This window comes from Candidatus Nealsonbacteria bacterium DGGOD1a (assembly GCA_022530585.1).
Lineage (GTDB): Bacteria > Patescibacteriota > Minisyncoccia > Minisyncoccales > UBA5738 > UBA5738.
Map to the genome: position 1 here is coordinate 1,077,536 of CP092821.1, position 24,524 is coordinate 1,102,059.

The following is a 24,524-nucleotide window of genomic DNA, read 5'->3' on the forward strand; positions in this document are numbered from 1 at the left end:
GGGCCTTGGCCCCTCTCAAGGCGTTTTTTAAAACTATGCTTGGAAAAAACGACAAGCCGCTTGAATCGGAAACGAAAGCGGCGTATTTGGAATATCCGCTTTGGCGGTTTCCGATTGAGAGGGGCCGGATGGGCTTGGGCTGGGTTGACGGCGCGCTGAATCCGGCGACCGGCCTTGTGGGCAACATCAAGGGAATCGATACGAAATACCGGAGCACCCATTTTTACGCCGTGGGCGCGTCCGGTTCGGGCAAGTCGAAATTCCTTGAATCGCTTATCATTCAAGACATCCTCCAAGGCGAGGGCTTCGGCGTTATCGATCCGCACGGCGATCTGATCGAGGACATAAAAGGCTGGCTGTATTTTTGGACGCAAAGGGATTTTAAAAAGGAGATTGTTTTGATCGACCCGACGGATTCGGAGAATACGGCCAGCTTCAATCCGCTGGAAAGGGTGGACGGCATTCCGCCGGAACGCTTGGCCGGACAATTGGTGGAAGCGTTCAAAAAGATATGGGCGGACGCTTGGGGCGAAAGGATGGCCGACATTATGCGCAACTCCTTGATCGCTTTGGCGGAAAACAATTTGACGCTTTTGGAATTGCCCCTGCTTTTGACGGAGCCGGAGGCCCGCAAAAAGATTTTGCAGAACGTCAAAAGCGTTTCCTGCCGCCAGCGTTTCAAATACTTTGAATCGCTGTCGGCCCATACTTGGCGCGAATGGCTGGAATCGACGCTTAACAAGGTGGACGCGTTCCTTTCCGATCCGGCGATCCGCCAGATATTCGCTTCTCCTAAAAGCTCTTTCAATCTGCGCGACATAATGGATAACAAAAAAATCCTGCTGGTGAATTTGAACAAAGGCAGATTGGGCGACAGCGCGAATCTGCTGGGGGCTTTGCTGGTAAGCAAAATCAAGATGGCGGCGTTTTCAAGAACCGACATCCCGCAAACCGACCGCCAGCCGTTCTACCTCTACATCGACGAGTTCCAAAACTTCGCGACCAACAGCTTTATCGAGATATTGAGCGAAGCCAGAAAATACAAGCTTTCCCTCATACTGGCCCACCAGAACCTAAGCCAGCTTTCCGACGATCTGCGGGATTCCATCCTTGCCAACTGCGGGATACAAGCCTGTTTTAGGGTGAACCGCCCGGACGCGCAGCTGCTGGCCCGCGAATTGATGGGGCCGATCTACCGCCACGTTCCGGGTTGGGAGTTGAACATCCAGTTTTTGCAGGAAGTCCCGCCCCGCTGCTGCTATGTCGCCAACAAGCCGGAAAACGGCATTGTCGGCATCCGCACTCTGCCCGTGCCTTCCCCGTGGGAATTTATGAGCTATGCCGACAACCAATGGGACGAAGAAACCTTCAATTCCCTTATACGGGAAATCGGGATCGGCGCGGGCTACACCCGGAGCAGGGAGGAAATCGAGCGGGAGTGCATTGAACGCGCCAGCGGCTTGATGGCCGGGGAAGAAGAGGAGGACTTTAAGCACCATAAGAGCGACGCCGAAGCGTAACCGGCGAAAGGAGGCCGCCCGGCCTTGCGTTCTTTGACGGCAGGAAAAGTGCGTTTTAAAAGTCCCGCCCCAAAGCGGGATTTTTAAAAGCCGGGCGGCCTCCTTGAGCACCCGAGCCGGAAATTTTCGGAAAGGCTTTTGCGGCTGAGCAAAAGGCTTTCGGGAAAAGCGGAGGAGCAAAAAGACATAGAAACCGGAGGAAAAAATATCAAAGTCCGCTGATAAGCGGTATTTGATATATGGCGAAGCCGGTTTTGCCGGAGGTTTCGTTAAGTGGCTTTTTGCGGGGGAGCGGTTTCCGGCGGCCCCTGCCTGCTTGCTTTCCGAATTGGGCAGAGAGTTTGGCATTGCGAGGGCAGCCGCGGAAAGGCTCAAAGCTTGGAACAGCCGCAAACCAGAGGTGCTGTTTCCCTGAAAGCCCGGAGCGGGCGGCGCACCGCCCGCGCAGGGGAAACAGCACCGGAACAAAGGCGCAGGCCTTGGATTAGGCACTGGCTTGGCTCGAATCGGGGCTTAAAAACTCTGCATTTACTCTGCAACTCCTTGGTTAAAAAGTCTGCATTCTAGATTGCAGACTTATTGCAGAGTAAATGCAGAGTTTTTCTCTGGCCAACGCACACCTTTTACCCCCACCTTGCGGCTAAAATGCGTTGGCCAAGCCCCGATTCGGGCCCGGCTGCCCCTTTGCGAGCGCAGACCCGGAAAACAGCAGTTTGGAGGGGCAAGCGAAGCTTAGTCGGGGGCATAACCCGCCCCCTCACCCTGTCCAAAGTCAACAATTTTTGCTAAAGTAAGTTCGAGCTGAATCATAAAGATTCACAAATTTTGCGAACAAAATTTGCAGTAATTAGTAATTTGTACTTAGTAATTAGAAGAACACAAAATACCCGGGTTACCAAAAGCAAAATTTCCCAAATTACCAATTACCCACACAAATTACAAATTCCGCGCCCTCCGGCGCGGTTTTTTAGTACATAACCGCGATATTATTCGTCACCCATAGCGCCTTCATATCTTCCACTTATCTAAACGAAAAAGAACTCAAAAAAATAAGAGTCCCTGGAGCGCTCGGCAATCCCATCTATGCGGGCATTTGTATAAGGCTGCGACCGTCTACCGCCAGCGACCCTGATTTGCACAAATCGCAATTATCAGCAGGATATTTTGGCACCTTAACGGTCGCTGTTGCAACCACAGAATATGGCCTTGAATCTTTATATGTTGCAGAATAATAACCTCTCCGTACTATCGGCGGTATATCTTCTGGCCTCAGAAACAATGTACCTATGAGTGGTCGACCATCCAATGTCAGTATTTTCCCTGGATATACCTGCTGCACATTGTCTGCAGTTGCCAATGTGGTCATAAGTTCTTCGACATTGATTCCTGTTTGCTCCTTAACCCAGAAACCATTCTTTTTCCACATTTGGCGCCCTTTTGAGTCTTTCTCCGTGAAAACATCCTCTGCGTCGATAATTCGCGCAACGCTTTCCAGAAGCTGTATTGAAGAACTCGAAGATCCAAAGACATACTTAACTGCGCCCAAATCTGCCCCGACGGCATCAAGACTTCTTACCAAATTTGATGCCGCTGCGTCTCGTCTCTTGTAATACTGCAGATATGGTCTGCTGTTGACAAAGAGACCGCTATGGTTCGGGATTACCTGATCGGCTTTCAACGACAGGATTCCATGCCGATTATCCGTCACGCCATACTGATGTACCACGCCAAAATGCAACAAATCTTGATAATAACCGAAGGGGTCGTCAATGACCACTATACCATCATTCCTTTTCATAGATATTCTCCTTTTAAAGTGCATTCTCTATCCAATACCAACCTCATTGCGAGGCAACCGCGCTTTTCTGTATTTACAAATAACCACCCACGCACAAATATTTTGTAAACTATAACAAATTGCTTTCAAAAATAAAAGACGGAAGGCCAAACGCGCCAACCGCCACTCAACGACAATCTGTTATTTCATGCCAGCTGCCTGGCAAGGTCTTCAATAACCAATGCCATCTCCTCAACAGTATTCTTTGACATTATTGCATCGCCCACTATCGCATGCCAATTCGGACCAGCCACCTCGTTTGCTTTCTGGACGCTACCACCCTGTTTGATTAGCCCTGGAGACATAAGCATGGAATTATCAACACCAAGAACTTCATCAAATATGGCGCGATACAATTTCATCTGTTCCAGCTTATTACCAGGAACCACGAAATGATCAACACCTTTTTCGGCAGCAATGCGGAACATCTTCGGAGGCACATGGTCAGGAATGAAACCTCCCTGACTAACCAAGAAATCGGGTATGGTCATTTCTGCTCCGAAAATAATATCAAAACCAAGTTCCCGGCACATATCAATCGTCGTTCTGATGGTTGATGGACCAACCCAAGGGAACATTATTATCGCATCAAATCCCGCACGCGATCCAACGCTTGCAATTTTTCTTAGCACCCTATCGACATCATTGCCGAATTTTTGAAGATCCAAGATTCTGATTATCTCGCTATCCAGATTGTTCAAAACACGAGTTACTATCGACGCACTATTCTCCAGCACAGGTGTTGCGCCAATCTTCACTGCCGTTACTTGATCAAAATGTTTATCCTTGGCTGCATGTATCGCCAATATCAACATTTCAAGCAATCTCAGCGTTTCATCATCAAATCCCGGGATAAGACCTTTCTTGTTACCTAAAAAACTTTGCATACTTTCATCCCCTATTCCCAATATTTTTTCAAACAGCTATCCCAAGCTATACCCAAAAATAACCATCTTATCTTCGGCTATTTTAGACTAAGGTACATTAAACATTTAAAAAAGTAAACAAGGCAGGCAAGAGTTATTCTTGCCTGCGGGCGGTTTTGCGCCATTGGTACAATAGCAATGGCGCGATAACCGCGGCAGCGCCGGATACCAGCCAGACGTTCGCGATCGAACCGTGCTGGAGCATCGCGCCGCTGATCAGGAAAGCCGTGATCGAGCCGGCTTGTTCGAAAAACGAGCTGGCCGAACCGATCGTGGCGCGCTGGGATTCTTTAGTGATCGCGGCCTGCAAATAGGCCTGGCGCGTCACCATGAACGCTCCCCGAGCGCCTTCGTGGACGATGTAGAACAATAGCGACACGGCAAACACCGGCACGGTTGCCGCGGCGACCATTGCCGCCCCGATCAGAAGATGGGAAACCACCAATTCTTTTTCCTGGCGCTGCGCGTCATTTTTGGCGAAGAATTTTTCGGCGATTTTTGCACCGGCAAAATTAACCGTGAAAAACGAAAAGCACAATATTCCCAGGATTTTCGGATCCGGCGCGATCGGCGCGTAAAACGGCTGCCAATAAAGATTGGTGGTCGCGGTCGCGAAGCATAGAAGAAAACCCAGCGCGCAAACAAATTTCAATGTTGCGCTTTTGGCCACCAAAGTCAGATTACCGCCGCCATAGGCGGCGGCTTGATGAGCGGGACTCCCTCGAAGGGAGTTGTCCCGATATCAAGCCTTGGGTGTTAAATGTATTTTAATCGGTGCTACTTTGACATTGCAAATGGTCCTTCGTCTTCGTGGTCGCGCTGTTCATGGATATATTTTCTGATCTGTTCCAGTTCGAAGCCGATCGTCGATACCGCGCAGCCTTTGGCCCAAAAATGTTCTCCGGTAAAGTTTTTCTCTTTGCCGCACAGCCTTGCCACCGCAATGGCGCTTTTGCCTTTCAGATATCCGACAATCGAAGCGACCATGTGTTTGGGCGGGATGGAAATACACATATGCACATGGTCAGACATATTGCTACCTTCCAATATTTCACATTCCTTTTGTTTTGCGAGTTCGTGGAATATTTCTCCCAGCTGTTTTGCCAAAGATACGAACAATACTTTTCTTCTTCGTTTTGGAATAAATACGATATGGTATTTGCAATCCCATTTTGTGTGCGATAGACTCTGATACAAGGTTGACATGTTGTGTAATTCCCAAGGCTCGCTCACAAGCCGCCTTGTGGAATTATACACCATACCCCTTTTGTTCTCTGGGCAACGGTCAAACCGGCGCAAGCCTCACCGCTGAAAGCGGTGGATTACGCAATGTTATTATTTAAAACGATGTAAATCTTGCGATAGCAAAAATTACATTGTTTCAGGTTATTGACAATACCTATCTAAAATATATAATTTAGATAGATTATAAATAAAACCTATGCAAACAATGTTGAGCATCAAAATTGAAAAATCGCTCAAAGACCAAGCTCGGAAAACCGCGCAAGATTTAGGCGTGTCTTTAAACGCGGTCATCAACCAGCACATAAAAGAATTCGTTAACACCCGCGAGATATTTTTTACTGAATATGAAATGCCAAACGCAAAAACGCAAAAGATATTAAAAATGGTTGATAAAGATATTAAAAATGGCAAAAATATTGTCGGTCCTTTTAATTCTGCCGAAGAATTTATAAAAAGTCTGGAAGAAAAATAATATGCGGATAGCTTATCACAAAACATTCAAAAAAAGTTTTGAAAAATTATCCGCTGAATCACGGGAAAAATTCCGGCAAAATATCAAATTATTCACCATTGATCAATTTGACCGACGGCTAAACAACCATATTCTCAAAGGCGAATTCGCCAATTGCCGCAGTATTAATGTCGGCGGTGATTTGCGTGCGATTTACAAACGCATTGGCAACGAAGAATTGCTTTTTATAAAAATCGGCACCCACCACGACCTCTACGGAAAATAATCGCTACCCCACTCTACCCCGTGCCCCACGTGATTTTTTATTACACGATTCTTGCATCTTGCAAATTAAAAATTTTGATATAATATCACCCCAAGCAAACGAATCAGTATTTTTTGCGGCTCTTTTTAAAAAACCGCGCTGTTCGTTTAAAATTAGGAGGAGGATGGAGATGGATACAAAAAGAGAAAAACCAGCACCAAAAATTACAGTCGAAGGGCTTACGACTGTTCCAATAGGATTTGGAGAAAGCCAGAACCCAATGGAAGACGACCCCCGAATACCCAAAGTTTTTTTGAGCTTAATCAAAAGTCGCGGCGGAACAATCATCGGCTTTGAAGCCAAACCGGAAAACGATCGCGGCCACTGCTGGTGCACCAGAGTATTACACGGATTAAACAGGTGCGCCTTCACCGCCAACATACAAACCGGCGCCAATTATATAATTACTTTGAATTACGAAACTCCTAAAAAATGCTAAAATGACACCAGAGCCGGCGACTGGTAAATCGCCGACTCAACACCAACATGAAAGTTGTAATTCCATTTTACAACGAAATCAGGAAGGTGGTAAGTATTTTTTCACAACAATTAAAAATTGACAAGCTCACAAACAAAACCGGTCGAAAATTGGCGTTGCCGATAATCACAGTATTATCGCTGGCGATATTCAAGCAAGCCGGCGGTATCGCTACCAAAAAATCATTATTCACCATTTTCAATCTTCACAAAATCTGCTCTTACAAAACATTGGTCATGAGCATCAATCGTTGGGCAATTCTGGCATTGCGATTAATGTTTATCATCATGAGGATGAGCAAGAAAAACCAACACATTATCAAACATATTGATTCCACCGATATTCCCGTTTGTTTGTTCAAAAATGCCAACAAGAACAAAGTGATGAAAATGTTCGCCAGTTTCGGCAGAAGCGCAAAAGGTACCTATTTCGGCTTAAAAATGCATCTGATCGCGGATTTCAAAAGGCAAATACTGGCCATCAAATTCACTTCCGCGAATGTTGACGACCGCGATGTCGTTATCAAATTATCCAAGAAATTGAACGGCGTGTTCATTGCCGACGCCGGATATGTTTCCGAGAAATTGCAAAGAAAATTCCACCGCGCCCGCAAAAGAATTTTGCTGGTGAAAGCCAGGAACAACATGAAAAAAGTCATCACTCAATTCCAGAAAAAATTATATGATACCAGAATGATCATTGAATTGAATTTTCGCAATTTGAAAATGTTCTACGGGCTGATTACCAGCCTCCCCAAATCAGTGGACGGATATTTGTCCAATTATATCTACAGTCTGCTGGCTTATCAAATTATTTAGTTGTGAACCGTGAAAAAACTTACCGCAATCGAATGTTTTCCGCCAAACTCCGCGACGCGGGCAAGTTTTTGTTTCGTAATCGTTTTTGTTTAAAAGCGGGTTTCGTAATTCAAAGTAAAAAAAGTAAATTTAACGCCTTGCGTGATGAAAGTAAGCTCGTCCAAACGGCTGACGATAATTTCATCGATTTTGATATTTTCAAAAATTTTGTTTTTTATTCGGGTATTGCTGAATTTTTTTTGCGAAAACATATCGAAATCGATTGACCGCCGGTGGCCGATTTGCAACGCAATCGCCGTACCGCCGACCAACCCAAAACTTTTTGAAAACAATTTTAAAACCGGCAATAATTTTATTTGATTCTCTGTCAGAATTTCTTTATGAATTGCCGGCATATTTTTGAAAATACAAATTAAAATAATGTTTGACTTCTGGGCGCAAATTGCATCTTTTCTGCGCGGCTTGTTCTCTGAAAATTTCTGCCACTCTTTTAATGCCCAGGATTCTTATAACTTCATTCACGTCTTTGAAGTTGCCGTAGTTTAAAACCGCCTCCACGATCGATTCCTCGGAAAGCTTGTCGTATTGCATCGTTGACCAAACTAATCCCGGTCTTTTTTTTATGAATTCGTTTATTTCCGCCATAAGTCGATTTTAACATAAAATCGGCTTAAATTCTATATTTCGTCCCCTCTTTGGTGTCGTAGATCTTCACGCCCATGGAAAGCAGGCGGTCACGAATTTCGTCGGATTTGGCAAAGTCTTTCGCGGCTCTGGCGGCATTGCGATCGGCGATCAGCGATTCGATAAAGGCGTCGCTTTTGGCGGCATCGAATTTCATAAAGTCCATAAAAGAATTGATTTGGCTCAAGAATTCAAACGACCTGCGGCCGGATTTTTCTTTCATATTTTGACTGCGGATAAATTCAAACAAAATTGCAAATGCCTGCGGCGTATTGAAATCAACCGCCAGCGCTTCGTGAAATTTGGCCTTTGCTTCCCCCACCGCCGCCTCGTCATCGACATCATCGAAATTCGCATCCATTTTATTGAAAATAAATTCATCAATACGGCCCAGCGAATTTTTCGCCTGCTCCAGCGCCGCTTCGGAAAAATCAATCGCGGCGCGATAATGGTTGCCGATAAAAAGATAGCGCAGAACGCGGTAATCGTAAACTTTCAAAATATCGCGAATGGTTTTAAAATTACCCAAACTCTTGGACATTTTTTCCGAACCGATATTCAAAAATCCGGTGTGCATCCAATAGCGCACGAACGGCACCTTGCCGGTGATTGACTCTATTTGCGTGATCTCGGCTTCATGATGCGGGAAAATCAAATCGATCGCGCCACCATGGATATCATATTGCTGCCCGAATTCAATTTCCGTGATCGCGGTATCTTCAATATGCCATCCGGGACGACCCTTGCCCAATTCGGTTTCCCACGACGGCTCCCCTTCTTTTGAAGATTTCCACAAGCAAAAATCATTCCAGCCCCGCTTGAAATCGCTTTCATCGATGCGCGACACGCCATCGGTTTCTTTCAGCTCGGTGCGCCCCGAGAGTTTGCCGTAATCGGCGAATTTGGCAATCTCAAAATACCAACTGCCATCGGGAGCTTGATAGGCTAATCCTTTTTCAATCATCCGTTTTACCTGGCTCACGATATTATCGATATAATCCGTGGCACGCGCGTATTTAGTCACCGCGGTATTGCGCAACGCGGCCATATCGTCGATGTAGATTTTTTCAAACTCATCGGCCAAATCGCGCCAACTGATATTACGGTCTCTTGCTCTTTGGATAATCTTGTCATCGATATCGGTAATATTTACAAGGTAATCCACATCAAAACCGCTCCAGCGCAAATACTTCACGATAAAATCGAATTGCGTGTAGGTTTTGGCATGGCCCAGATGCGGAAAATCATAAACCGTGGGCCCGCAAACAAAAAATTTGATCTTCCCCTCCTCCATCGGCGCCAACTCGGAAACCTTGCGCGACATTGTGCTGTAAATTGATATTTTATTCATTGTTTTTTTAATTTATTCCGATTTTCCAAATTCCTTTTTCTAAAAACGCCTCTATCGTCTGGCGATTTGCTTTATTGATTACATTCGGATGTGAAAAATTATTTATTTTAGCAAACTCTTTTAAAGTTATTATTTTTTTGCCTTCCAAATAAGCAAGCCGTTTATGATAGCTGTTTAAAAGCGCCCGGGCAACAATTTCTTCCATTATCTCGGTTTTTCGCCCTGTATCAAATTCTTTAAACGCCTCGTAATATTTTTTTCTATCGATAAACTTGATATTTATCGGCACGAATCCTTCTCGAATAAGCAAATAATTATTCAACGCTCGGCCGATGCGCCCGTTGCCGTCAATAAACGGATGGATATGTTCAAAAGTCAAATGCAGGCGCGCGATTCTTTTTATGATGCTTTCGTTTATATTGGCGTTATAATCAATAATCATTTTTTCCAATTGCCCCGCCACCTCTTTGGGATCAACTGCGATATAGCTTCCCACCCTGACCCATTCATCGTTATTCCTGAATCTGCCCGCAACATCATCGCGAATATTTGAAAGAAGCATTTTGTGTAACAATAAAATCAACTCAATGTTCAATTCTCGCTCTTTGGCTTTTTTATTTATGTAAGAGACAACCCGCGCCAGATTTTTCGCTTCGAATATCTCTCTTTCGGAAATATATCTATCCAAATCTATCTGCAATAATATTTTTTCAGTTTCTTCAAAAGTTAAAGTGCTGTTTTCAATCGCGTTGGAATTATAAACTTGTTCGGCGATTTCCGCCTCGTCAATCAGTTCCAAAAGCGGTTGCTTGCCGGCCAATGCCGCATAATAACGCACGCGCAATTCATTGATTTTATTATAAACGCTTGATGTTTTTGCCATAGTTTAAATATACTATATTTTCACGATTTAAACAATTATAACCGTGAAAATGTCATTTAAAAGTAGTAATGTCATACTTGCGTCCAAGTAGAAATGTCATACCTGGTATGATTGGTGGATAAAACATAACCCACCAATATGGAAAAAGAATTATTCAAGATGACGCAAAAAGAGCTGGACAGGTATGAAGTAATAAGAAAATTGATCGCCAAAGAAATCACTCCGGGCGATGCGGCCAAGCAGCTGGGGCGGTCGGTAAGGCAGGTAAAGCGATTGCGCAACAAAGTGCGGGAGAAAGGCGCCAATGGGATCATTCACGGCTTGCGAGGCAAGCAAAGCAACAATAAGACCGATCTTAAAATCTGGGAAAAATCCGGACAAATAATTTCAGAAAAGTATCCTGATTTCGGCCCGACCTTGGCGCATGAAAAACTGGTTGAGGTTGAAGGAATAAAAATTGGCAAGCAGACCACGCGCAATTTAATGATCGCAAAAAAGATTTGGATGCCCAAACCAAGAAAACAAAACCAGGAATTCCGCTGCCAAAGAGAACGCAAAGAATCGCCGGGCGAGCTGGAACAATTCGACGGCTGTTACCACTTCTGGTTTGAGAAACGCGGCGATGAATCTTGTTTGTTGGCCTCCGTCGACGATGCCACCGGCCGGATCACCCGGGCGGAATTCACGGATAGCGAAAGCGTCATCAATGTGTTTCAATTCTGGAAAGGCTACCTCCAAGAATCAGGCAAACCGATAGCCATCTACCTGGATAAATTCAGTACATATAAGATCAATCACAAAAATGCAAAAGACAACAGCGAAATGATCACCCAGTTTCAGAGAGCCGCCCGGGAACTGGATATAACCCTGATCACCGCCAACAGCCCGCAAGCCAAAGGCCGAATCGAACGGCTCTTTGACACTTTGCAGGACCGGCTGGTCAAGGAATTGCGATTGCGCGGCATCAGCGATATCGCCGCGGCCAGCAAATTCTTAAAAGAAGAATTCATTCCGGATTTCAATCAAAGATTTTCGGTGATTCCCAAAAAGAAAAACGATCTGCACCGGCAGCTGCCCGATTTTCAAAGTTCAAATCTTGACGCGATATTTTCCGTCCAATCGCAAAGGCGGGTACAGAATGATTTCACGATAAGGTTCAAAAACCAATGGATACAGATCGCCAAAGAGCAGATCGCCACCGTGCGCCGCAAGGATGAAATTTTGATGGAAGAGCGGCTCGACGGATCGCTGGCGATCCGTCTGCGGGATAAATATTTAAACTTCAAAATCCTGCCGGCCAAGCCGTTGAAAGCCAAAGAATTGATTGCCGCCATACCGGCAAAAAGAATCATCTCCAAGCCACCGGCGGATCATCCTTGGCGCAAACAAATCGCCGCTGAAATCGCAAAAATCAATTGTTAAAATATTTTTCCGGAAATAACAATACTAATTCTACAAAAGTCAAGTATGACATTTCTACTTAAATTCCGGGTATGACATTTCTACTTGTATTTGACATTATAACCGTGAAAAACAGCGTTTTTGCGCTGTTTTTCACGGTTTTTCGCCGATTTTCATCCGAAAATATCATACACCAACCGCCAATGTTTTTTATACAAACCCTAATCCTGCTATAATCAAATCAACAAAAAACTATGGCAAAATTAAATTCGAGAACCAAATATCTGCAAATCGCGTTAAACGGCAACCTTGACGACGCGGAAAGAATCATCCGGCAACTGCCCGCCAGCGAGAGGATTATCATTGAAGCCGGCACGCCGCTGATCAAGCAGTTTGGCATTGATGCCGCGGCGCGGCTTAATTATTGGTGGCAAAAAAAACTTATCGCCGCGGGAATCGACGCGCCCGCTTATATCGTCGCGGATATGAAAACCATTGACCGCGGCGCCACCGAAGCGCGAATGGCCGCCGGCACCGGCGCTTCCGCGGCAATCGCCGCGGGACTTGCGCCGATAGAAACTTTGAACTCGTTTATCGGCGAATGCGAGATTTTGGGCATTGACGCGATGATAGATATGATGAATGTGGAATATTCTTTAAATATTTTGCGGCAATTGAAAAAACAACCCGCGGTTGTCGTTTTGCACCGCGGCGTGGACGAACTCACATTCAACAAAGAAAAACAAATCCCCTACCATGAAATCCAGCGGATCAAGGGAAACTATAACATCATGCTGGCCATCGCCGGCGCCGACACGCCTCGCGAGACGCAAAGATCTTTTTTCAACGGCGCCGATATCGCCGTGGTCTGGAAAAATTTTTACGCCGCCGATTCGAATACCGTTGCCATCGCGCAAGAATTCCTGCGCCAGATAAAGTAATTGCAGTAGCAGACGCTATCGATGGCCAACGGCATAATTCATACCGTAAAGATTCAAATCATCTTATCCCCGAGGAAATAATTCTATTCATTCTTTTTGGCGGCGCATCTTCTCCGGCGCGGAAACGCCAAGCAAACTAAGCGTGTTTTGCAAAACGATTTTCGCCGCCAAAGCCAATCCCAAACGCGCCCGGGCGGTTTTTTTATCCACGCCGATCACATGGCAATCGCGGTAAAATTTATTGAATTCCGCCGCCAAGCTTGCGGCGTACGAACAGATCCTCTGCAGTTGATAATCCTTGGCCGTATCGCCGACAACTTCCGGCAAGCGCGATAATTCCTTCATCAGGCCGATTTCGCTTTGATGTTCCAAACCGGCGAACAACGACGGCGAAACATTTATCTTTTTTGTTTTGGCCTTGCGCAAAATGCTGGCAATGCGCGCATGCGCGTATTGCACATAAAACACCGGCGAATCACTGGATCTTTGCTTGGCCAGCGCCACATCAAATTCCATCTGCGACTGTGAAGAATTCTGCAGATAGAAAAATCTGGCCGCGTCAACGCCCACTTCATCGATTAACCAGTTCAAAGAAACGATATTCCCTTCGCGCTTGGAAATCTTGCCGCCTTTGATGGTCACAATCTGGCAGATCAAAACCTCAAACTCGCCTTTATAACCCAGAATATCCATCACCGCCTTCATCCGCGGCACATGGCCTTGATGATCGGCGCCCCAAATATCAATGATTTTTTTATAACCGCGTTTGACTTTGTCCATATGATACGCGATATCGGAAAGAAAATATGTGGGACTGCCGTTTGACCGCAACAATACTTCATCTTTTTGGTTGAACTTGGACATATCAATCCAGTAGGCATCATCCCTTTCAACAACCAACCCCTTCTTCTTTAAGATGTCGTAGGTTTCCATCACCAGCCTTTCTTTATACAAACTTTCCTCGGACATCCAATTATCGAATTTTATTCCCAAGTCTTTAACGATGAATTTTTTAAGATCTTTCAAAACTTCTTGCGCCAAAAAATAACCGCCGTCGGTCTCGGAATGGATCTTGGAAAGTTTGGGTTGCAACTTGGCGATCTTTTCTTTTAAATACGGCGAAAGATACGCCTCCCCTCTTCCCAGCGCCGTCGCGCCTAAAGTCTGTATCTGTTTTGAAACTTTCGCGTCGTTGACATAATATTCCCTTTCCACTTCATAGCCGGCTTTTTGCAAAACATTGGCCAAGGCATCGCCATAGAACGCGCTCCGGCCGTTGCCCACATGCAACTGGCCCGAAGGATTGGCCGACACAAACTCCACCTGCGTCTTTTTCCCTTTTCCGATATTCACCTTTCCATAATCCGCGCACTCGTCCAAAATTTTCGCGGTTTCAACTTTCAAATAATCCGGCGCCAAAGTGAAATTGATAAACCCGGGGGCGGCAACCTCAATCTTTGAAAATATTTTCTTGGCCTTGGACGATCCGCCGAGTTCTTCGACAATCTTCCCCGCGATCTCCATCGGATTTTTCTTTGCCGCGGCGCTCAACCGCATCGCCGCATTGGAAGCGTAATCCCCATGCGTCCGATCCTTGCAAACGCCGGCCAGATCGTCCCCCAAAACATTTTTAATATCTTCCGAAGTTAAAAATCCTTCTCTCGCGAGATTCTTTAATGCCGCGTTAACCGATAAATTAACTTGTTCCCGCACCATAATTATTTTACTTTTAATAGATTTTAGTTTACCTTAAACTCTGATAAAATGAAAGAGATATGAAAGTGTTCGCCGAAAACAAAAAAGCCGGATTTAATTACAATATCGAAGAAAAATTCGAGGCGGGTTTGAGTTTGAACGGACAGGAAGCCAAAGCCATCAAAACCCGCGGATTATCCCTGGCCGGATCGTATGTGATCGCCAAACCCGGCGGAGTTTTTTGGATCGGCGCCAAAATTCCGGCCTATCAACCCGCCAACGCCGGCGCCGACTACCACGAAGAACGCGACCGAAAGCTGTTGTTGCGCAAACACGAAATACTGCGTTTAAACGGGATTGCGTCTCAAAAAGGCTTGACTTTTATCCCCCTTCGGCTGTATACTAAAGGGCATTACGAAGGTTCCGGCAAAATCAAGCTGGAATTTGGAGTTGGCCGCGGCAAAAAGAAATTCGACAAGCGCGAAACATTGAAAAAACGCGAAGTTGATCGGGAAATCGGCCGCACTTTGGGGAAAATCGGATAATTTCGAAGCACGAATATTCGAATATCGAAACAAGACTCAATCCTTCAGTAAATTCAGGATCGGATTTGTTTCGGATTTCGAGTTTCGAACATTCGAGTTTATGTTTCAAGGGGATGTAAGGCTTCGATGGGAAGCCGGTCTCGCGATCGCAAGCCAAGTAGCCGGATCTTGTAAAAACCGGCAAACTTCAAAAGTGCCAAATCATTCGCATTTAGCGCACCTGAATTAGTCTACGCTTAATAGCCGACTAAATCTGTCCGATGAACGGATTCTCCATTAAATTTATCGGGCATAACCTTTTGGAGATAGGGTTCTCTTCCGCCTTAAAGAGCGCCCGAAACAAACAAGGCGAAGAATCCAAGAATTTTGTCGGGTTTTTATCCTGGGTTCTCAAACAAACCGGACTAAGCTTGTAGATATCGCGCGCCACGGTTTTTCAGATACGGGTTCAAGTCCCGTCGTCTCCACAAAACAGCGGCAGATATTATATTTCATAAAAACGAGTGTTTAAAAAACCGCCTATCAACAATCAAATAAGAGCCGCGCAGGTAAGATTGATCGATGAAAACGATCATCAAGTGGGCGTTGTTTCACTGAGAGAGGCCTTGGAAATGGCCTACTCCCGGCACCTTGATCTGGTACAGGTTACCGACAAAGTCGCTCCCCCGGTGGCAAGAATCACCGATTACGGAAAATATCTTTACGCTCTGCAGAAAAAGGAAAAAAACACCCGCACCAGCGAAGTGAAAGGAATCCGGCTGACCTACAACATTTCCCCGCATGATATGGAAACGCGGGCCAACGCGGCGAGAAAATTTTTGGAAAAAGGCGATAAGGTCAAAATTGAACTCCGGCTAAGAGGCCGCGAAAAAGCCTTTGGAAATCTTTCAAAAGAGAAAGTTGAGCAATTCCTGGCAATCTTAGCCAAGCTCACCCCCTACAAAATCGACAAAGAAATAAAACGGGAAATGGGCGGATTCAATATGATAGTTTCAAAAGGTTAAACCATAAAATCATAAAAACATTTAATCATAGAATCATAAAACACGGATTCAGGAAAACATGAAAACAAGAAAATCAATCACAAAGCGTTTCAAGATCACCAAGAACGGCAAAATTATGCGCCGGGCGACCGGATCCTGCCATCTGCGTTCGAAAATGTCGGGCGACAAAGTCCGCGCCGGCCGCAAATGGGTTCCGTTAAACGAATCCGAAGCCAAAAAAATCAGAAAACTAATCATTAAATAAAATTAAAAGTGTAAATATCAAAAATCAAAATGACAATGTAAAATTACCAAATTTAAAAATTTGAATTGTAATTTTACACTTTGATTTTTACATTTTAAACTATTTTTATGCCACGCGTAAAACGAGGAACACTGCATCACAAAAGAAGGGCCAATATAATTGAATATACAAAAGGATTCAAATGGGGCCGGAAATCGAAACTAGCCGCGGCAAAACAGGCCATGATGAAGGCTTTGAGTTACAACTACCGCGACCGCAAGGTAAAAAAGCGCGATACCCGCGCCATGTGGAACATCCACATCAATGGCATCTGCCGCGCTAACGGAACGAATTACAGCAAATTTATCGGCGCTTTGAAAAAACAGAACATCGTAATCGACCGCAAAATCCTCTCGCAATTAAGCGAAACCCGGCCCGAACTATTCCAAGCCATAATGGCCAAAGCCGCCAATTAAAAATATCGGTTTAATTTAAAACTCAATCCCCTCCTCCCGGAGGGGTTTTGTTTTATAACTTTGAATTACGAAACGCTTTGCATTTGGGGTCTATCCCTTGCTGCCTGTCCCGAGTATTCCCGAGGGATAATCGCAAGGGTTAGACCCCTTCAAGGCATTTGAATTTAATGTTTTCGTAATTCAAGATTATAATAAACTTGCGTCCGTTCTATTTAACGGGCGCATTGGATTGCGATACGCTAAGGCGGCTTCCATAAATAACTTCCATATATTGCCCGCGGATTTGGTTCAGATTTCAATTTTCCGACCGAGCGATATTTGAGGCGTAGCTTTGCTACATTAAAAATATCGCGACCGAGAAAAATTGAAATATGAAACAAAGACGGGGGTATGGTGTGGAAGTTATTTATGGAAGCCGCCTAATTATTCAAATTTTGAAAATTCGGGCAAATAACCGCGCATCTGCCGGCAACGCACATCGACGCGAACGGACAGCGCGACATAGCCAGATAATCGCCCGGAGTGGAACACTCAAAATCATGGACGCAGACAATATCGGTCATTTTTTCCACTTTATAATCAAAATCCGCGTTAAAATAGGTTTTGGCGCGTTCGCGGTTAATCTGAAAAGTTTTTTCATTATACGAATTTAAGGCTTTATTGCGGTATTCGGAAGGAAAAAATTCGTCAATGTCGCGCGCGAAATAACTGCCGTCGCGCGGCGCCCAGTGCGACAGCGACCCATCGTCAAGCTTGATAATTTTTGCCGGACCGGCCGCCCCGCTTCCCTCGTATATCTTCCCGCCATCCAAATAAAATTCTTCGCACGAATAATTCAAATAAACCGCTTCTTCGCCATCGCTTTGGCCGATTTTTTCATAAGCGCAAAAAACTTTGCCGCCTTTCGCCGCCGCGGCGAAATTTTTCTCAAGATATTCCGCGATATCGCAATCGATATTGTAAACCGACAGATCGCATTCGCCGGCGAATGGAGTTTCCGTTTTCTCGGATTTTACCGCGTCGATATCGGAATTTCTTTCCTTTCTGATCGAGAGGCCTTCACTGTCATAATCGGGTATAATCGTTTGCGGAATTATCGATACCGCCACAAAAGTGAGAATCGCGGCCGAAATCAATATAAATATGGTTAATTTATTCATATAAAATTTTGTTATCAAGCTGGATCAACGCGGCAATAATTGATTGTTTCACGGTATCTTTGCGGCACCATCGGTTTTTAGTCAGTATCCCGATCGCGCCAAGCGACAAACCGATTTTGGGGTCGCCGGTCAAGCCCAGTTCATAAAACGCCTGGTTGATATCCCTGCCCTTCCCCACCAATTCAATCGCTTTGGGCGGATATTCAAACGCCGCCGATGTCCCCAGATAATATCTTTGCCCGTCATAAAACGCGCAAACGCACAAATTCATAAATCCGGTGGCAGCCTGCCCAACCGACATCAACCCGTCTTCCACGCCCACCGAAAAATCACAATCGCTAAACGCGGTTTTAGCCCGATTTTTGGCGCCGCGAACAGTTTCTTCCAAGCTTTTGGGCTGATCGTCCACGCCGGACTCCGTTCCGATCGTCTTGATCCGGGCTTTGTTCAAAAAATCATATTCGGCGGTTATTTCCCGCAAAGCGTCGGCCTTGATTTTATTTTTGGTGCCGATATTTATTTTCATTTTTTGCTTGCTACCAAAAACGGCCTTGTGAAAGCCGTTCTGACCTTAATCTCGACATGCCTGAATTACTTTACCAAATCTTCCGGCGTCTCATTTTCACTTATCACGCCTTCAACGCTGAAGTTAAACGGCGCCGGGGCCGTGCACCCGGTTTTATTCTTGCAAGTTCCGGTCGCTTTCAACACCGCCTTGCCTTCGGCAACCACTTGATACACCGCCTGCACTCGGGCATCGCCGACTTTAACATCTCTTCGCGACAAAACATTGCTGTCACTGGAAACAATATCCCAATTATAATCCGTTCCCAACATTAAAACAAGATTTTTCCCGGGAGTGGCGGAATATGTCTGGCCGTTATCGTCCAAAGTGACGCGCAAAGGCAATTCGCCGTCTTGCAGATTCAATTGCTTGGCAACCTCTTCATTGGCAAGCTTGGTTTCGGATTTAACCGGCTGATTCGCGGTTTCATCTCCAACCGGCGGAGTCACGGCCGGTTTTCCGGAATTCTGCATTATTATAACAATGCCGACAACCGCGACAAGAATCACTCCCGCGGCGACATAATACGCAATTTTTTTATCCATAGATTATTGATTATTTCCTCCCGATCACGGGATTTGATTATTTATACTTTTATTTTAACAATATTAAAAAACCGCGCAAGCCGCAGCCGCGGCCGCATCATTCCAAAATAGCTTTAATGCGCCGCGCCCCCGACGACGACGATTCTTCTTTGGCGATTTTGAAACGACCGAGATTGCCGGTATTTTCCGCGTGCGGTCCGCCGCAGATTTCCTTGGAAAAATCTCCGATGGCGTAAACCGTCACCCGTTCGCCGTATTTTAAACCGAACGCGCCCATCGCGCCCGCGATTCTGGCGTCTTCCAAACTCATTTCTTCTTTGGCGACGGGAATATTCTGGCTGATTTTTTCGTTAACCAACACTTCAACCTGTTCTATTTGTTCCGGCGCCATTTTTTGCGGATGGGAAAAATCAAACCGCAACCGTTCGGCGGTGATATTGGAGCCGCGCTGGACAATGTGTTCTCCCAAAACCAAACGCAGTGCCGCCAAAAGCAAATGCGCCGCAGTGTGCAGTTTCGTCGTTTGCTCGCTCGCGTCCGCCAGCCCTCCTTTGAACATTCCCGCGGAAGCGGTGCGCGATAATTCCTGATGCCGTTTCAAGCCGGCCCCGAATTCATCTTGAGCGGCGGCGGCAACGCCAATGTTTTTTTCTTTGGCAATTTCCAAGCTCAATTCCAGCGGAAATCCAAAACTTTGATAAAGATCAAAAAGCTGTTTGCCGTTTAAAACCGCGCCGGCCTCCTTGGCCGATTTTTCAAATTCTTTCAACCCCTCATTGAGCGTTTTTTTAAATTTGGTTTCTTCTTTTTCCAATTCGGCGGCAATGGTTGCTTGCGGCAGTTTGTATATATTTAAATATATATTTGAATATATACTTGCCATTTCCGGCAAAAAGTTTTTTTCAATCCCCAATTGATTGCCCTTGACAATCGCGCGGCGGATCAACCGGCGGCAAAAATAGCCTTGCGCCTTGTTGGACGGCAACACCCCGTCGGCGATCAAAAACGACGCCGAACGAATGTGGTCGGTAATCACCCGCATCGCGCCGGTCATTTTGACATCGGCGCCATATTGCTTGCCTGATAATTTTTCAATTTCGGCGATCGCCGGAAAAAACAAATCGATTTTGAACGCGTCGGGATCGTTGTTGCTCGCGGCGGCAATCCGCTCCAATCCCCCGCCAAAATCAACATTGTGCCGTTCCATTTTCACCACCGCCCCGCTTCGCTTCGCGTATTCCATAAATACATTGTTGCCAATCTCCAAAAACCGGCCGCAGTCGCAATTGGGATGGCAGGGCAAATCTTTCCACGGCGAATTTTCGTGGAGTTTTCGCTCCGCGCCGAAATCCCAAAAAATCTCCGAATCCGGCCCGCCCAGCTCGCCTTCGGGCATAGATTGCGGCGTGCCCGATCGGGACCACCAATTCTTTTTTTCGTCATAATAAAAAATCCGGCCGTCTTGCATTCCTTTTTCCTCGGCGAAATCAACATCTTTGGCGTTAATTCCCGCGGCCGCGAACAATTCTTTCCACACATTGGCGGTTTCCCCGTCCTTTGGAATTCCCGCCTCCGGCAAACCGCGAAACGCGGTCGCGTAGATATTTCTCGGGTCCAGCCCGATTTCCTTGGTCAAAAATTCAAACATCCAGCCCAGCTGTTCTTTTTTGAAATAATCGTCCAGCGACCAGTTGCCCAGCATCTCGAAAAAAGTCATGTGCCGGTTGTCCCCCGCTTCATCGATATCCTGCGTGCGCAAGCATTTTTGCGCGTTGGCCAGGCGCGATCCCAGCGGATGGCTTTCCCCCAGCAAATAAGGAATCATCTGTTGCATTCCCGCCGAAGTAAACAAAGTGCTCGGATCGTTATCCGGCACCAAACCGCAAGAAGGCACGATCGCGTGCCCCTGTTTTTTGAAGTAGTTAAGATATTTTTCTCTTATTTCCGAAGTATTCATAATTTTTAATTACCAATTTCCAATGCCTCAATTTCCAAACAAAAAGTCAGCATTTTGGTTTGCGAAGGTCTATCCTCGGCGTACTCGCAGAGGTTAGTCCTTGGCAAACACCCGCATTTTATCCATTTCTAACATTAACAAAAATTTTATGAAGATCGCGCGTTATAAAATACAAACCAACATAATCTTTCCATCTGGCGCGCATTCCCAGCGCGAACGCCTTCATCGCCGCCAGAGTAAATAAATCCGGCATTTTAACGATCAAATCGAATTTTTGAAAATATTCAATAGATCAATTTACCACAAAACCGCCCCAAAATCCACTCCCGCCCTTCCTGTTTATGCAACACAAAAACCCGCAAAGTAATCCCTCACTGGGAGAAGAAAAAATAGCGAATTTGGAGGTCAATCCTCGGTTTGTGAGAGGTTTGACCTCCAAATTCGCGCCATCCCTTACCGCAAACTCGTTGAGGATTGACCTCAAAATACAAATTCTCGAGGTCAAACCTCAACAAATTTGCTCCCCAGTGAGTGATTACCCCGCAACCCTTGACAAAATTGAAATTTAGAACAATATATCATCAAGGTGAAAAAATGAGAGGACACACAAAGCTCTTTGTATTAGAAATGGAAATGCGTCCGTATGAAGAAAAAATCGACGCAATGCTATCTTTGATTCATGGCCAACAAAATGCCATCATAATAAAAAAATTCATAGAAAAGGGCAAATAAATGCCATCTTTTTTTATAAAAATTAACAATCTCAAATTTTGCGCGCGTCATAGGCCCAGTGCAAAACCGCTTGGCGCTGTTTTTTGCGGCACGACAAATCGCGCGGCGCGCAATTATTTTTGATTTGGGCGATGTGCCGTGCGATCGCTTTCCATCTTTTGATCTGCCATTGGTCATATTCGGGCATTCGGCGGCCCATATAATAGCGGCAATACCACTGAAACCATCCCCGCGGATCCGCCGGATGGATCCAGCCTTTGGCACGCCAAACAGAAAGCGGCTGTGACGCGTTGACACCGAAGCAGTTTAATTTCGGATCGTGAAATTCCGAGTTTAATTTCGCTTTTTCATACCAATCTTTCGGAAATTCCTTTTGGCAATCGGTCATATATTTGCCGCCGAATATTCCCATCGCCAGCATTCGCTTGGGTGTCAATTCCGGCAAAAAATCCGAATCGAAATTCTCCCCCATCGGCTCGATCAAAAAATATTCATATCCTTTTTGCATTTTGTCATTGACCGTGATTTTTATTTTCATTTGGTTAAAAATTCCACCGCCTTGGGAAACCATTGTTCCCAGAAATCCGGCCGCTCAAGATCGTGGTCGCCGCCGGGAACGATTATCCGGTTGGGAAATTCAACATTCAAACTTTCCAACGGAACCGACAAATCAAACTGGCCATGAACATGCAAAACCCGGTCTTTAAAATCATCAAAGCTGTGCGAAAAATCCATATCTTTGGCCTCCAAAAAATAATCCGGTTTGATATAATTTTCCCGCGTCATTTTTCCGCGGCGCGCGCAATCGATCAAAAAATCGCCTTCATCCAAATATTGCCGATAATTTTGCCAATTTATTTTTGCGTTCGGATTCTTCTTTTTCATCAGATCGCGGACAAAATAAAACCGCAATAAATCTTTTTGGTTTAATGCCGGCGCGATAAAAACCAGCTTGTTGGTCGATGATTCGACCGCGCCAAAAACCAGCGCCAGCGGGCACATCCCCAAACTGTGCGCCACAAAATTTATTTTCAAATCGCCGCATTCTTTGCGAAAAGCTTCCAACGCCTTCAATAATTCTCTCGCGCGGCCCTTTAATGTAATTTTTGAAAAATCACCCTCCGACAACCCGCACCCGGACGCGTCAAAACGCAATGACGCGACATTGTTTTTCGCCAATTCGATCGCCATCGATTTGGCTTTCTTTTCCACGGTCGCGTTGCGCTCAAATCCCTGCAGAAAAATCGCTCCGAATTCCGGCTTTTTGTCGGGAACCGTCAAAATCCCCCGCAAGATTTCATGATCCTGATTTTTGAACTCGATTAGCTTTATTCGCATATTATAAAATTAACTTGTCGCGATGAATCAACCTAACATTTTCCGTTTTTGCTCGCGCGATCATATCTTTGGTGAAACCGCTTTTGGAAAACAGCGCGTAGTATTCTTTTCTGGCGTCGCGATTCCAATCAACCAGCCGCGCTTTTCTTTTCAGATTTTCATAAATATCGGTGCCGATCATTTTTTGCGACCATTTGGCTTCGCCAAATAAAATTTCCTTGGTTTCCGAATTCAACGCCACAACATCAATTTCCTCATTTTTATCCCACCACTTCCCCGCCCGCTCAAAATAGAACAAACCGTCCTCAATCTCCCGCGCCAATTCAAGGCAAATGTCTTCATACGCGATTGATTCAAGCACGAAAAAATTTTCTTTTATTTTTCTCAACGGCTCATCGTGGCGGCCGATTTCCAAATCGCTTTTATATAGATAAACATATTGAAACCAAAAACGGACGAAATTATCGCAAAGCTTATATAATCCTTTCCGCGATTTTGCCGCCGAAGATTCGGTAACCGAAAATTCTCTTTCCACGATCTGCAGTCTTTCCAAAACCGACAGATATTTGTTCGTTAAATTTTTATCAAGCCCGGTTTCGTTGACGATGTTGCCCAGCTTTGTTTTTCCAAACGCCGCCGCCTTTAAAATCGCCATGTAATTCTTTGGCTCCCTCAATTCCTGCCGAAGGATAAAATCAACCTCGTTGAAAAGATAAGCTGTCGGTAAAAATATTTTATCCAAAATATTGGCCTCAATGGAACTCTTGGGATTGAATTCCGCCAAATAAGCCGGCATTCCGCCGGTTATCGCGTATATTTCCAAAAAATCATTAAAACTTTTATCGGGAAAAAATTGCCAACTCGGCCGAAACGCAAGCGGTTTTAACAACAACTGCCCGGTGCGCCGGCCGAAAAGCGGCGCGCTGTAAATCAAAGTTTCCGATTCCATCATCGCGATACTTGATCCCGAAAGGATAAGAAAGATATTGCTTTCTTTTAAAAACTCATCCCATCCTTTTTGAAACAGCGAAGAAACCGCCTTGTCGGCCTCGGCCAAATAGGGATATTCGTCGATCGCCAAAACAAACCTTTCTCTAATGTTTTTTTTAAGATATTCAAACACATCAAGCCATTGGGCAAAACCGTTGCGCGCCAATGCCGGATCGCCAAATTGACCGCCGATCGCCCGGCCCAAGCTTTGCAATTGCTCTTTTTCCGTGCTCTGGCTGGCCAAAAAATAAACCGCCTGTTTGTCTTTGATAAATTGCTTGATCAACTCGGTCTTTCCCACACGCCGCTTGCCATAGATAATAAAAAGTTGCGCGGTATCACTCGCCCATCTTTCTTCCAGCGCTTTTAATTCTCGCTCGCGGTCAATGAATTTCATCTTATTTCCGTCAATTTAGTATACTTATAAGTAGTAT

The 24,524-nt window shown here is 45.4% G+C and carries 28 protein-coding genes and 1 other RNA gene; 13 read left to right on the forward strand and 16 right to left on the reverse strand.

The genetic code is table 11. The features are described 5' to 3' along the window. Nucleotides 1–35 precede the first annotated feature (35 nt). Nucleotides 36–1,520 carry a type IV secretion system DNA-binding domain-containing protein gene (locus tag L7H18_05390; protein ID UMX47841.1) on the forward strand — a complete coding sequence of 495 codons (1,485 nt, stop codon included), beginning with the start codon at nucleotides 36–38 and terminating at the stop codon, nucleotides 1,518–1,520. 1,081 nt (nucleotides 1,521–2,601) lie between these two features. Here L7H18_05390 and L7H18_05395 read toward each other — a convergent pair. From L7H18_05395 to tnpA, 4 genes are all read right to left on the reverse strand, one after another. Continuing rightward, nucleotides 2,602–3,318, reverse strand: coding sequence for a hypothetical protein (locus L7H18_05395; GenBank protein ID UMX47842.1), 717 nt, complete (start codon nucleotides 3,316–3,318; stop codon nucleotides 2,602–2,604). A 185-nt stretch (nucleotides 3,319–3,503) separates the two neighbouring features. Beyond that, nucleotides 3,504–4,244 carry a hypothetical protein gene (locus tag L7H18_05400; GenBank protein ID UMX47843.1) on the reverse strand — a complete coding sequence of 247 codons (741 nt, stop codon included), beginning with the start codon at nucleotides 4,242–4,244 and terminating at the stop codon, nucleotides 3,504–3,506. A 133-nt stretch (nucleotides 4,245–4,377) separates the two neighbouring features. Continuing rightward, on the reverse strand, nucleotides 4,378–4,935 hold the full coding sequence (locus L7H18_05405) for a hypothetical protein (protein ID UMX47844.1): 558 nt from the start codon (nucleotides 4,933–4,935) through the stop codon (nucleotides 4,378–4,380). A gap of 125 nt (nucleotides 4,936–5,060) precedes the next feature. Next, a complete protein-coding gene (gene tnpA / locus L7H18_05410; protein UMX47845.1) occupies nucleotides 5,061–5,489 on the reverse strand; it encodes an IS200/IS605 family transposase in 429 nt (142 codons plus the stop codon). A gap of 244 nt (nucleotides 5,490–5,733) precedes the next feature. Here tnpA and L7H18_05415 point away from each other — a divergent pair, with 244 nt between their 5' ends. From L7H18_05415 to L7H18_05430, 4 genes are all read left to right on the forward strand, one after another. Then, nucleotides 5,734–6,000: a hypothetical protein gene (locus L7H18_05415; GenBank protein ID UMX47846.1), complete on the forward strand. Its 267-nt coding sequence runs from the start codon at nucleotides 5,734–5,736 to the stop codon at nucleotides 5,998–6,000. A gap of 1 nt (nucleotide 6,001) precedes the next feature. Next, entirely contained in the window at nucleotides 6,002–6,265 is a 264-nt protein-coding gene (locus tag L7H18_05420) for a type II toxin-antitoxin system mRNA interferase toxin, RelE/StbE family (GenBank protein UMX47847.1), read from the forward strand. 163 nt (nucleotides 6,266–6,428) lie between these two features. After that, entirely contained in the window at nucleotides 6,429–6,743 is a 315-nt protein-coding gene (locus L7H18_05425; protein ID UMX47848.1) for a hypothetical protein, read from the forward strand. Nucleotides 6,744–6,790: 47 nt separating this feature from the next. Continuing rightward, a complete protein-coding gene (locus L7H18_05430) occupies nucleotides 6,791–7,600 on the forward strand; it encodes a transposase (GenBank protein ID UMX47849.1) in 810 nt (269 codons plus the stop codon). Nucleotides 7,601–7,689: 89 nt separating this feature from the next. On the opposite strand, the gene L7H18_05435 is transcribed toward L7H18_05430, so the two are convergent. From L7H18_05435 to L7H18_05450, 4 genes are read right to left on the reverse strand one after another with little or no spacing between them, the layout of a single operon-like run. Further along, nucleotides 7,690–7,995: a hypothetical protein gene (locus tag L7H18_05435; GenBank protein UMX47850.1), complete on the reverse strand. Its 306-nt coding sequence runs from the start codon at nucleotides 7,993–7,995 to the stop codon at nucleotides 7,690–7,692. Then, nucleotides 7,979–8,245 carry a hypothetical protein gene (locus tag L7H18_05440; protein UMX47851.1) on the reverse strand — a complete coding sequence of 89 codons (267 nt, stop codon included), beginning with the start codon at nucleotides 8,243–8,245 and terminating at the stop codon, nucleotides 7,979–7,981. The genes L7H18_05435 and L7H18_05440 overlap by 17 nt, the downstream gene beginning before the upstream one ends. Nucleotides 8,246–8,270: 25 nt before the next feature. Beyond that, on the reverse strand, nucleotides 8,271–9,635 hold the full coding sequence (gene cysS / locus L7H18_05445; protein UMX47852.1) for a cysteine--tRNA ligase: 1,365 nt from the start codon (nucleotides 9,633–9,635) through the stop codon (nucleotides 8,271–8,273). Nucleotides 9,636–9,642: 7 nt separating this feature from the next. Continuing rightward, nucleotides 9,643–10,518 (reverse strand): Fic family protein, encoded by an 876-nt coding sequence (locus L7H18_05450; GenBank protein ID UMX47853.1) that lies wholly within the window; start codon nucleotides 10,516–10,518, stop codon nucleotides 9,643–9,645. A 138-nt stretch (nucleotides 10,519–10,656) separates the two neighbouring features. Between L7H18_05450 and L7H18_05455 the strand changes: the two genes are divergently transcribed. Further along, nucleotides 10,657–11,940, forward strand: a complete 1,284-nt coding sequence (locus tag L7H18_05455; GenBank protein ID UMX47854.1) for an ISNCY family transposase — start codon at nucleotides 10,657–10,659, stop codon at nucleotides 11,938–11,940. A gap of 233 nt (nucleotides 11,941–12,173) precedes the next feature. Then, a complete protein-coding gene (locus L7H18_05460) occupies nucleotides 12,174–12,860 on the forward strand; it encodes an orotidine 5'-phosphate decarboxylase (GenBank protein UMX47855.1) in 687 nt (228 codons plus the stop codon). An 87-nt stretch (nucleotides 12,861–12,947) separates the two neighbouring features. Here L7H18_05460 and L7H18_05465 read toward each other — a convergent pair whose 3' ends face one another. Continuing rightward, the gene (locus L7H18_05465; protein UMX47856.1) at nucleotides 12,948–14,576 is read right to left on the reverse strand and encodes an arginine--tRNA ligase; all 1,629 of its coding nucleotides are present in this window, start codon (nucleotides 14,574–14,576) and stop codon (nucleotides 12,948–12,950) included. Nucleotides 14,577–14,635: 59 nt separating this feature from the next. Here L7H18_05465 and smpB point away from each other — a divergent pair, with 59 nt between their 5' ends. The 5 genes from smpB (at nucleotide 14,636) to rplT (ending at nucleotide 16,803) form a co-directional block, all read left to right on the forward strand. After that, nucleotides 14,636–15,100: an SsrA-binding protein SmpB gene (gene smpB, locus L7H18_05470; protein ID UMX47857.1), complete on the forward strand. Its 465-nt coding sequence runs from the start codon at nucleotides 14,636–14,638 to the stop codon at nucleotides 15,098–15,100. 109 nt (nucleotides 15,101–15,209) lie between these two features. Further along, nucleotides 15,210–15,570: a transfer-messenger RNA gene (gene ssrA / locus L7H18_05475) on the forward strand. A 33-nt stretch (nucleotides 15,571–15,603) separates the two neighbouring features. Next, a complete protein-coding gene (gene infC / locus L7H18_05480) occupies nucleotides 15,604–16,104 on the forward strand; it encodes a translation initiation factor IF-3 (GenBank protein UMX47858.1) in 501 nt (166 codons plus the stop codon). A 58-nt stretch (nucleotides 16,105–16,162) separates the two neighbouring features. Beyond that, a complete protein-coding gene (locus L7H18_05485) occupies nucleotides 16,163–16,348 on the forward strand; it encodes a 50S ribosomal protein L35 (protein ID UMX47859.1) in 186 nt (61 codons plus the stop codon). 107 nt (nucleotides 16,349–16,455) lie between these two features. Further along, entirely contained in the window at nucleotides 16,456–16,803 is a 348-nt protein-coding gene (rplT, locus tag L7H18_05490) for a 50S ribosomal protein L20 (protein ID UMX47860.1), read from the forward strand. A 419-nt stretch (nucleotides 16,804–17,222) separates the two neighbouring features. Here the strand turns inward: rplT and L7H18_05495 are convergent, their stop codons facing one another. The 4 genes from L7H18_05495 to L7H18_05510 all read right to left on the reverse strand — a co-directional run bounded on the left by L7H18_05495 (nucleotide 17,223) and on the right by L7H18_05510 (nucleotide 21,030). Continuing rightward, the gene (locus L7H18_05495) at nucleotides 17,223–17,963 is read right to left on the reverse strand and encodes a hypothetical protein (GenBank protein UMX47861.1); all 741 of its coding nucleotides are present in this window, start codon (nucleotides 17,961–17,963) and stop codon (nucleotides 17,223–17,225) included. Further along, entirely contained in the window at nucleotides 17,956–18,489 is a 534-nt protein-coding gene (gene yjjX, locus L7H18_05500) for an inosine/xanthosine triphosphatase (GenBank protein ID UMX47862.1), read from the reverse strand. Before yjjX ends, L7H18_05495 begins: the two co-directional genes overlap by 8 nt. Before the next feature lie 65 nt (nucleotides 18,490–18,554). Continuing rightward, complete coding sequence (locus L7H18_05505; protein ID UMX47863.1) at nucleotides 18,555–19,073, reverse strand: hypothetical protein; 519 nt, start codon at nucleotides 19,071–19,073, stop codon at nucleotides 18,555–18,557. A gap of 97 nt (nucleotides 19,074–19,170) precedes the next feature. Next, nucleotides 19,171–21,030, reverse strand: coding sequence for an alanine--tRNA ligase (locus L7H18_05510; GenBank protein ID UMX47864.1), 1,860 nt, complete (start codon nucleotides 21,028–21,030; stop codon nucleotides 19,171–19,173). A gap of 558 nt (nucleotides 21,031–21,588) precedes the next feature. Between L7H18_05510 and L7H18_05515 the strand changes: the two genes are divergently transcribed. Continuing rightward, nucleotides 21,589–21,762, forward strand: coding sequence for a hypothetical protein (locus tag L7H18_05515; protein UMX47865.1), 174 nt, complete (start codon nucleotides 21,589–21,591; stop codon nucleotides 21,760–21,762). Nucleotides 21,763–21,793: 31 nt separating this feature from the next. Here L7H18_05515 and L7H18_05520 read toward each other — a convergent pair whose 3' ends face one another. From L7H18_05520 to L7H18_05530, 3 genes are read right to left on the reverse strand one after another with little or no spacing between them, the layout of a single operon-like run. Next, nucleotides 21,794–22,300 (reverse strand): hypothetical protein, encoded by a 507-nt coding sequence (locus tag L7H18_05520; protein ID UMX47866.1) that lies wholly within the window; start codon nucleotides 22,298–22,300, stop codon nucleotides 21,794–21,796. Then, on the reverse strand, nucleotides 22,297–23,100 hold the full coding sequence (locus L7H18_05525; protein UMX47867.1) for an alpha/beta hydrolase: 804 nt from the start codon (nucleotides 23,098–23,100) through the stop codon (nucleotides 22,297–22,299). Before L7H18_05525 ends, L7H18_05520 begins: the two co-directional genes overlap by 4 nt. A 1-nt stretch (nucleotide 23,101) precedes the next feature. Then, nucleotides 23,102–24,487: an ATP-binding protein gene (locus L7H18_05530; protein ID UMX47868.1), complete on the reverse strand. Its 1,386-nt coding sequence runs from the start codon at nucleotides 24,485–24,487 to the stop codon at nucleotides 23,102–23,104. Nucleotides 24,488–24,524 lie beyond the last annotated feature (37 nt).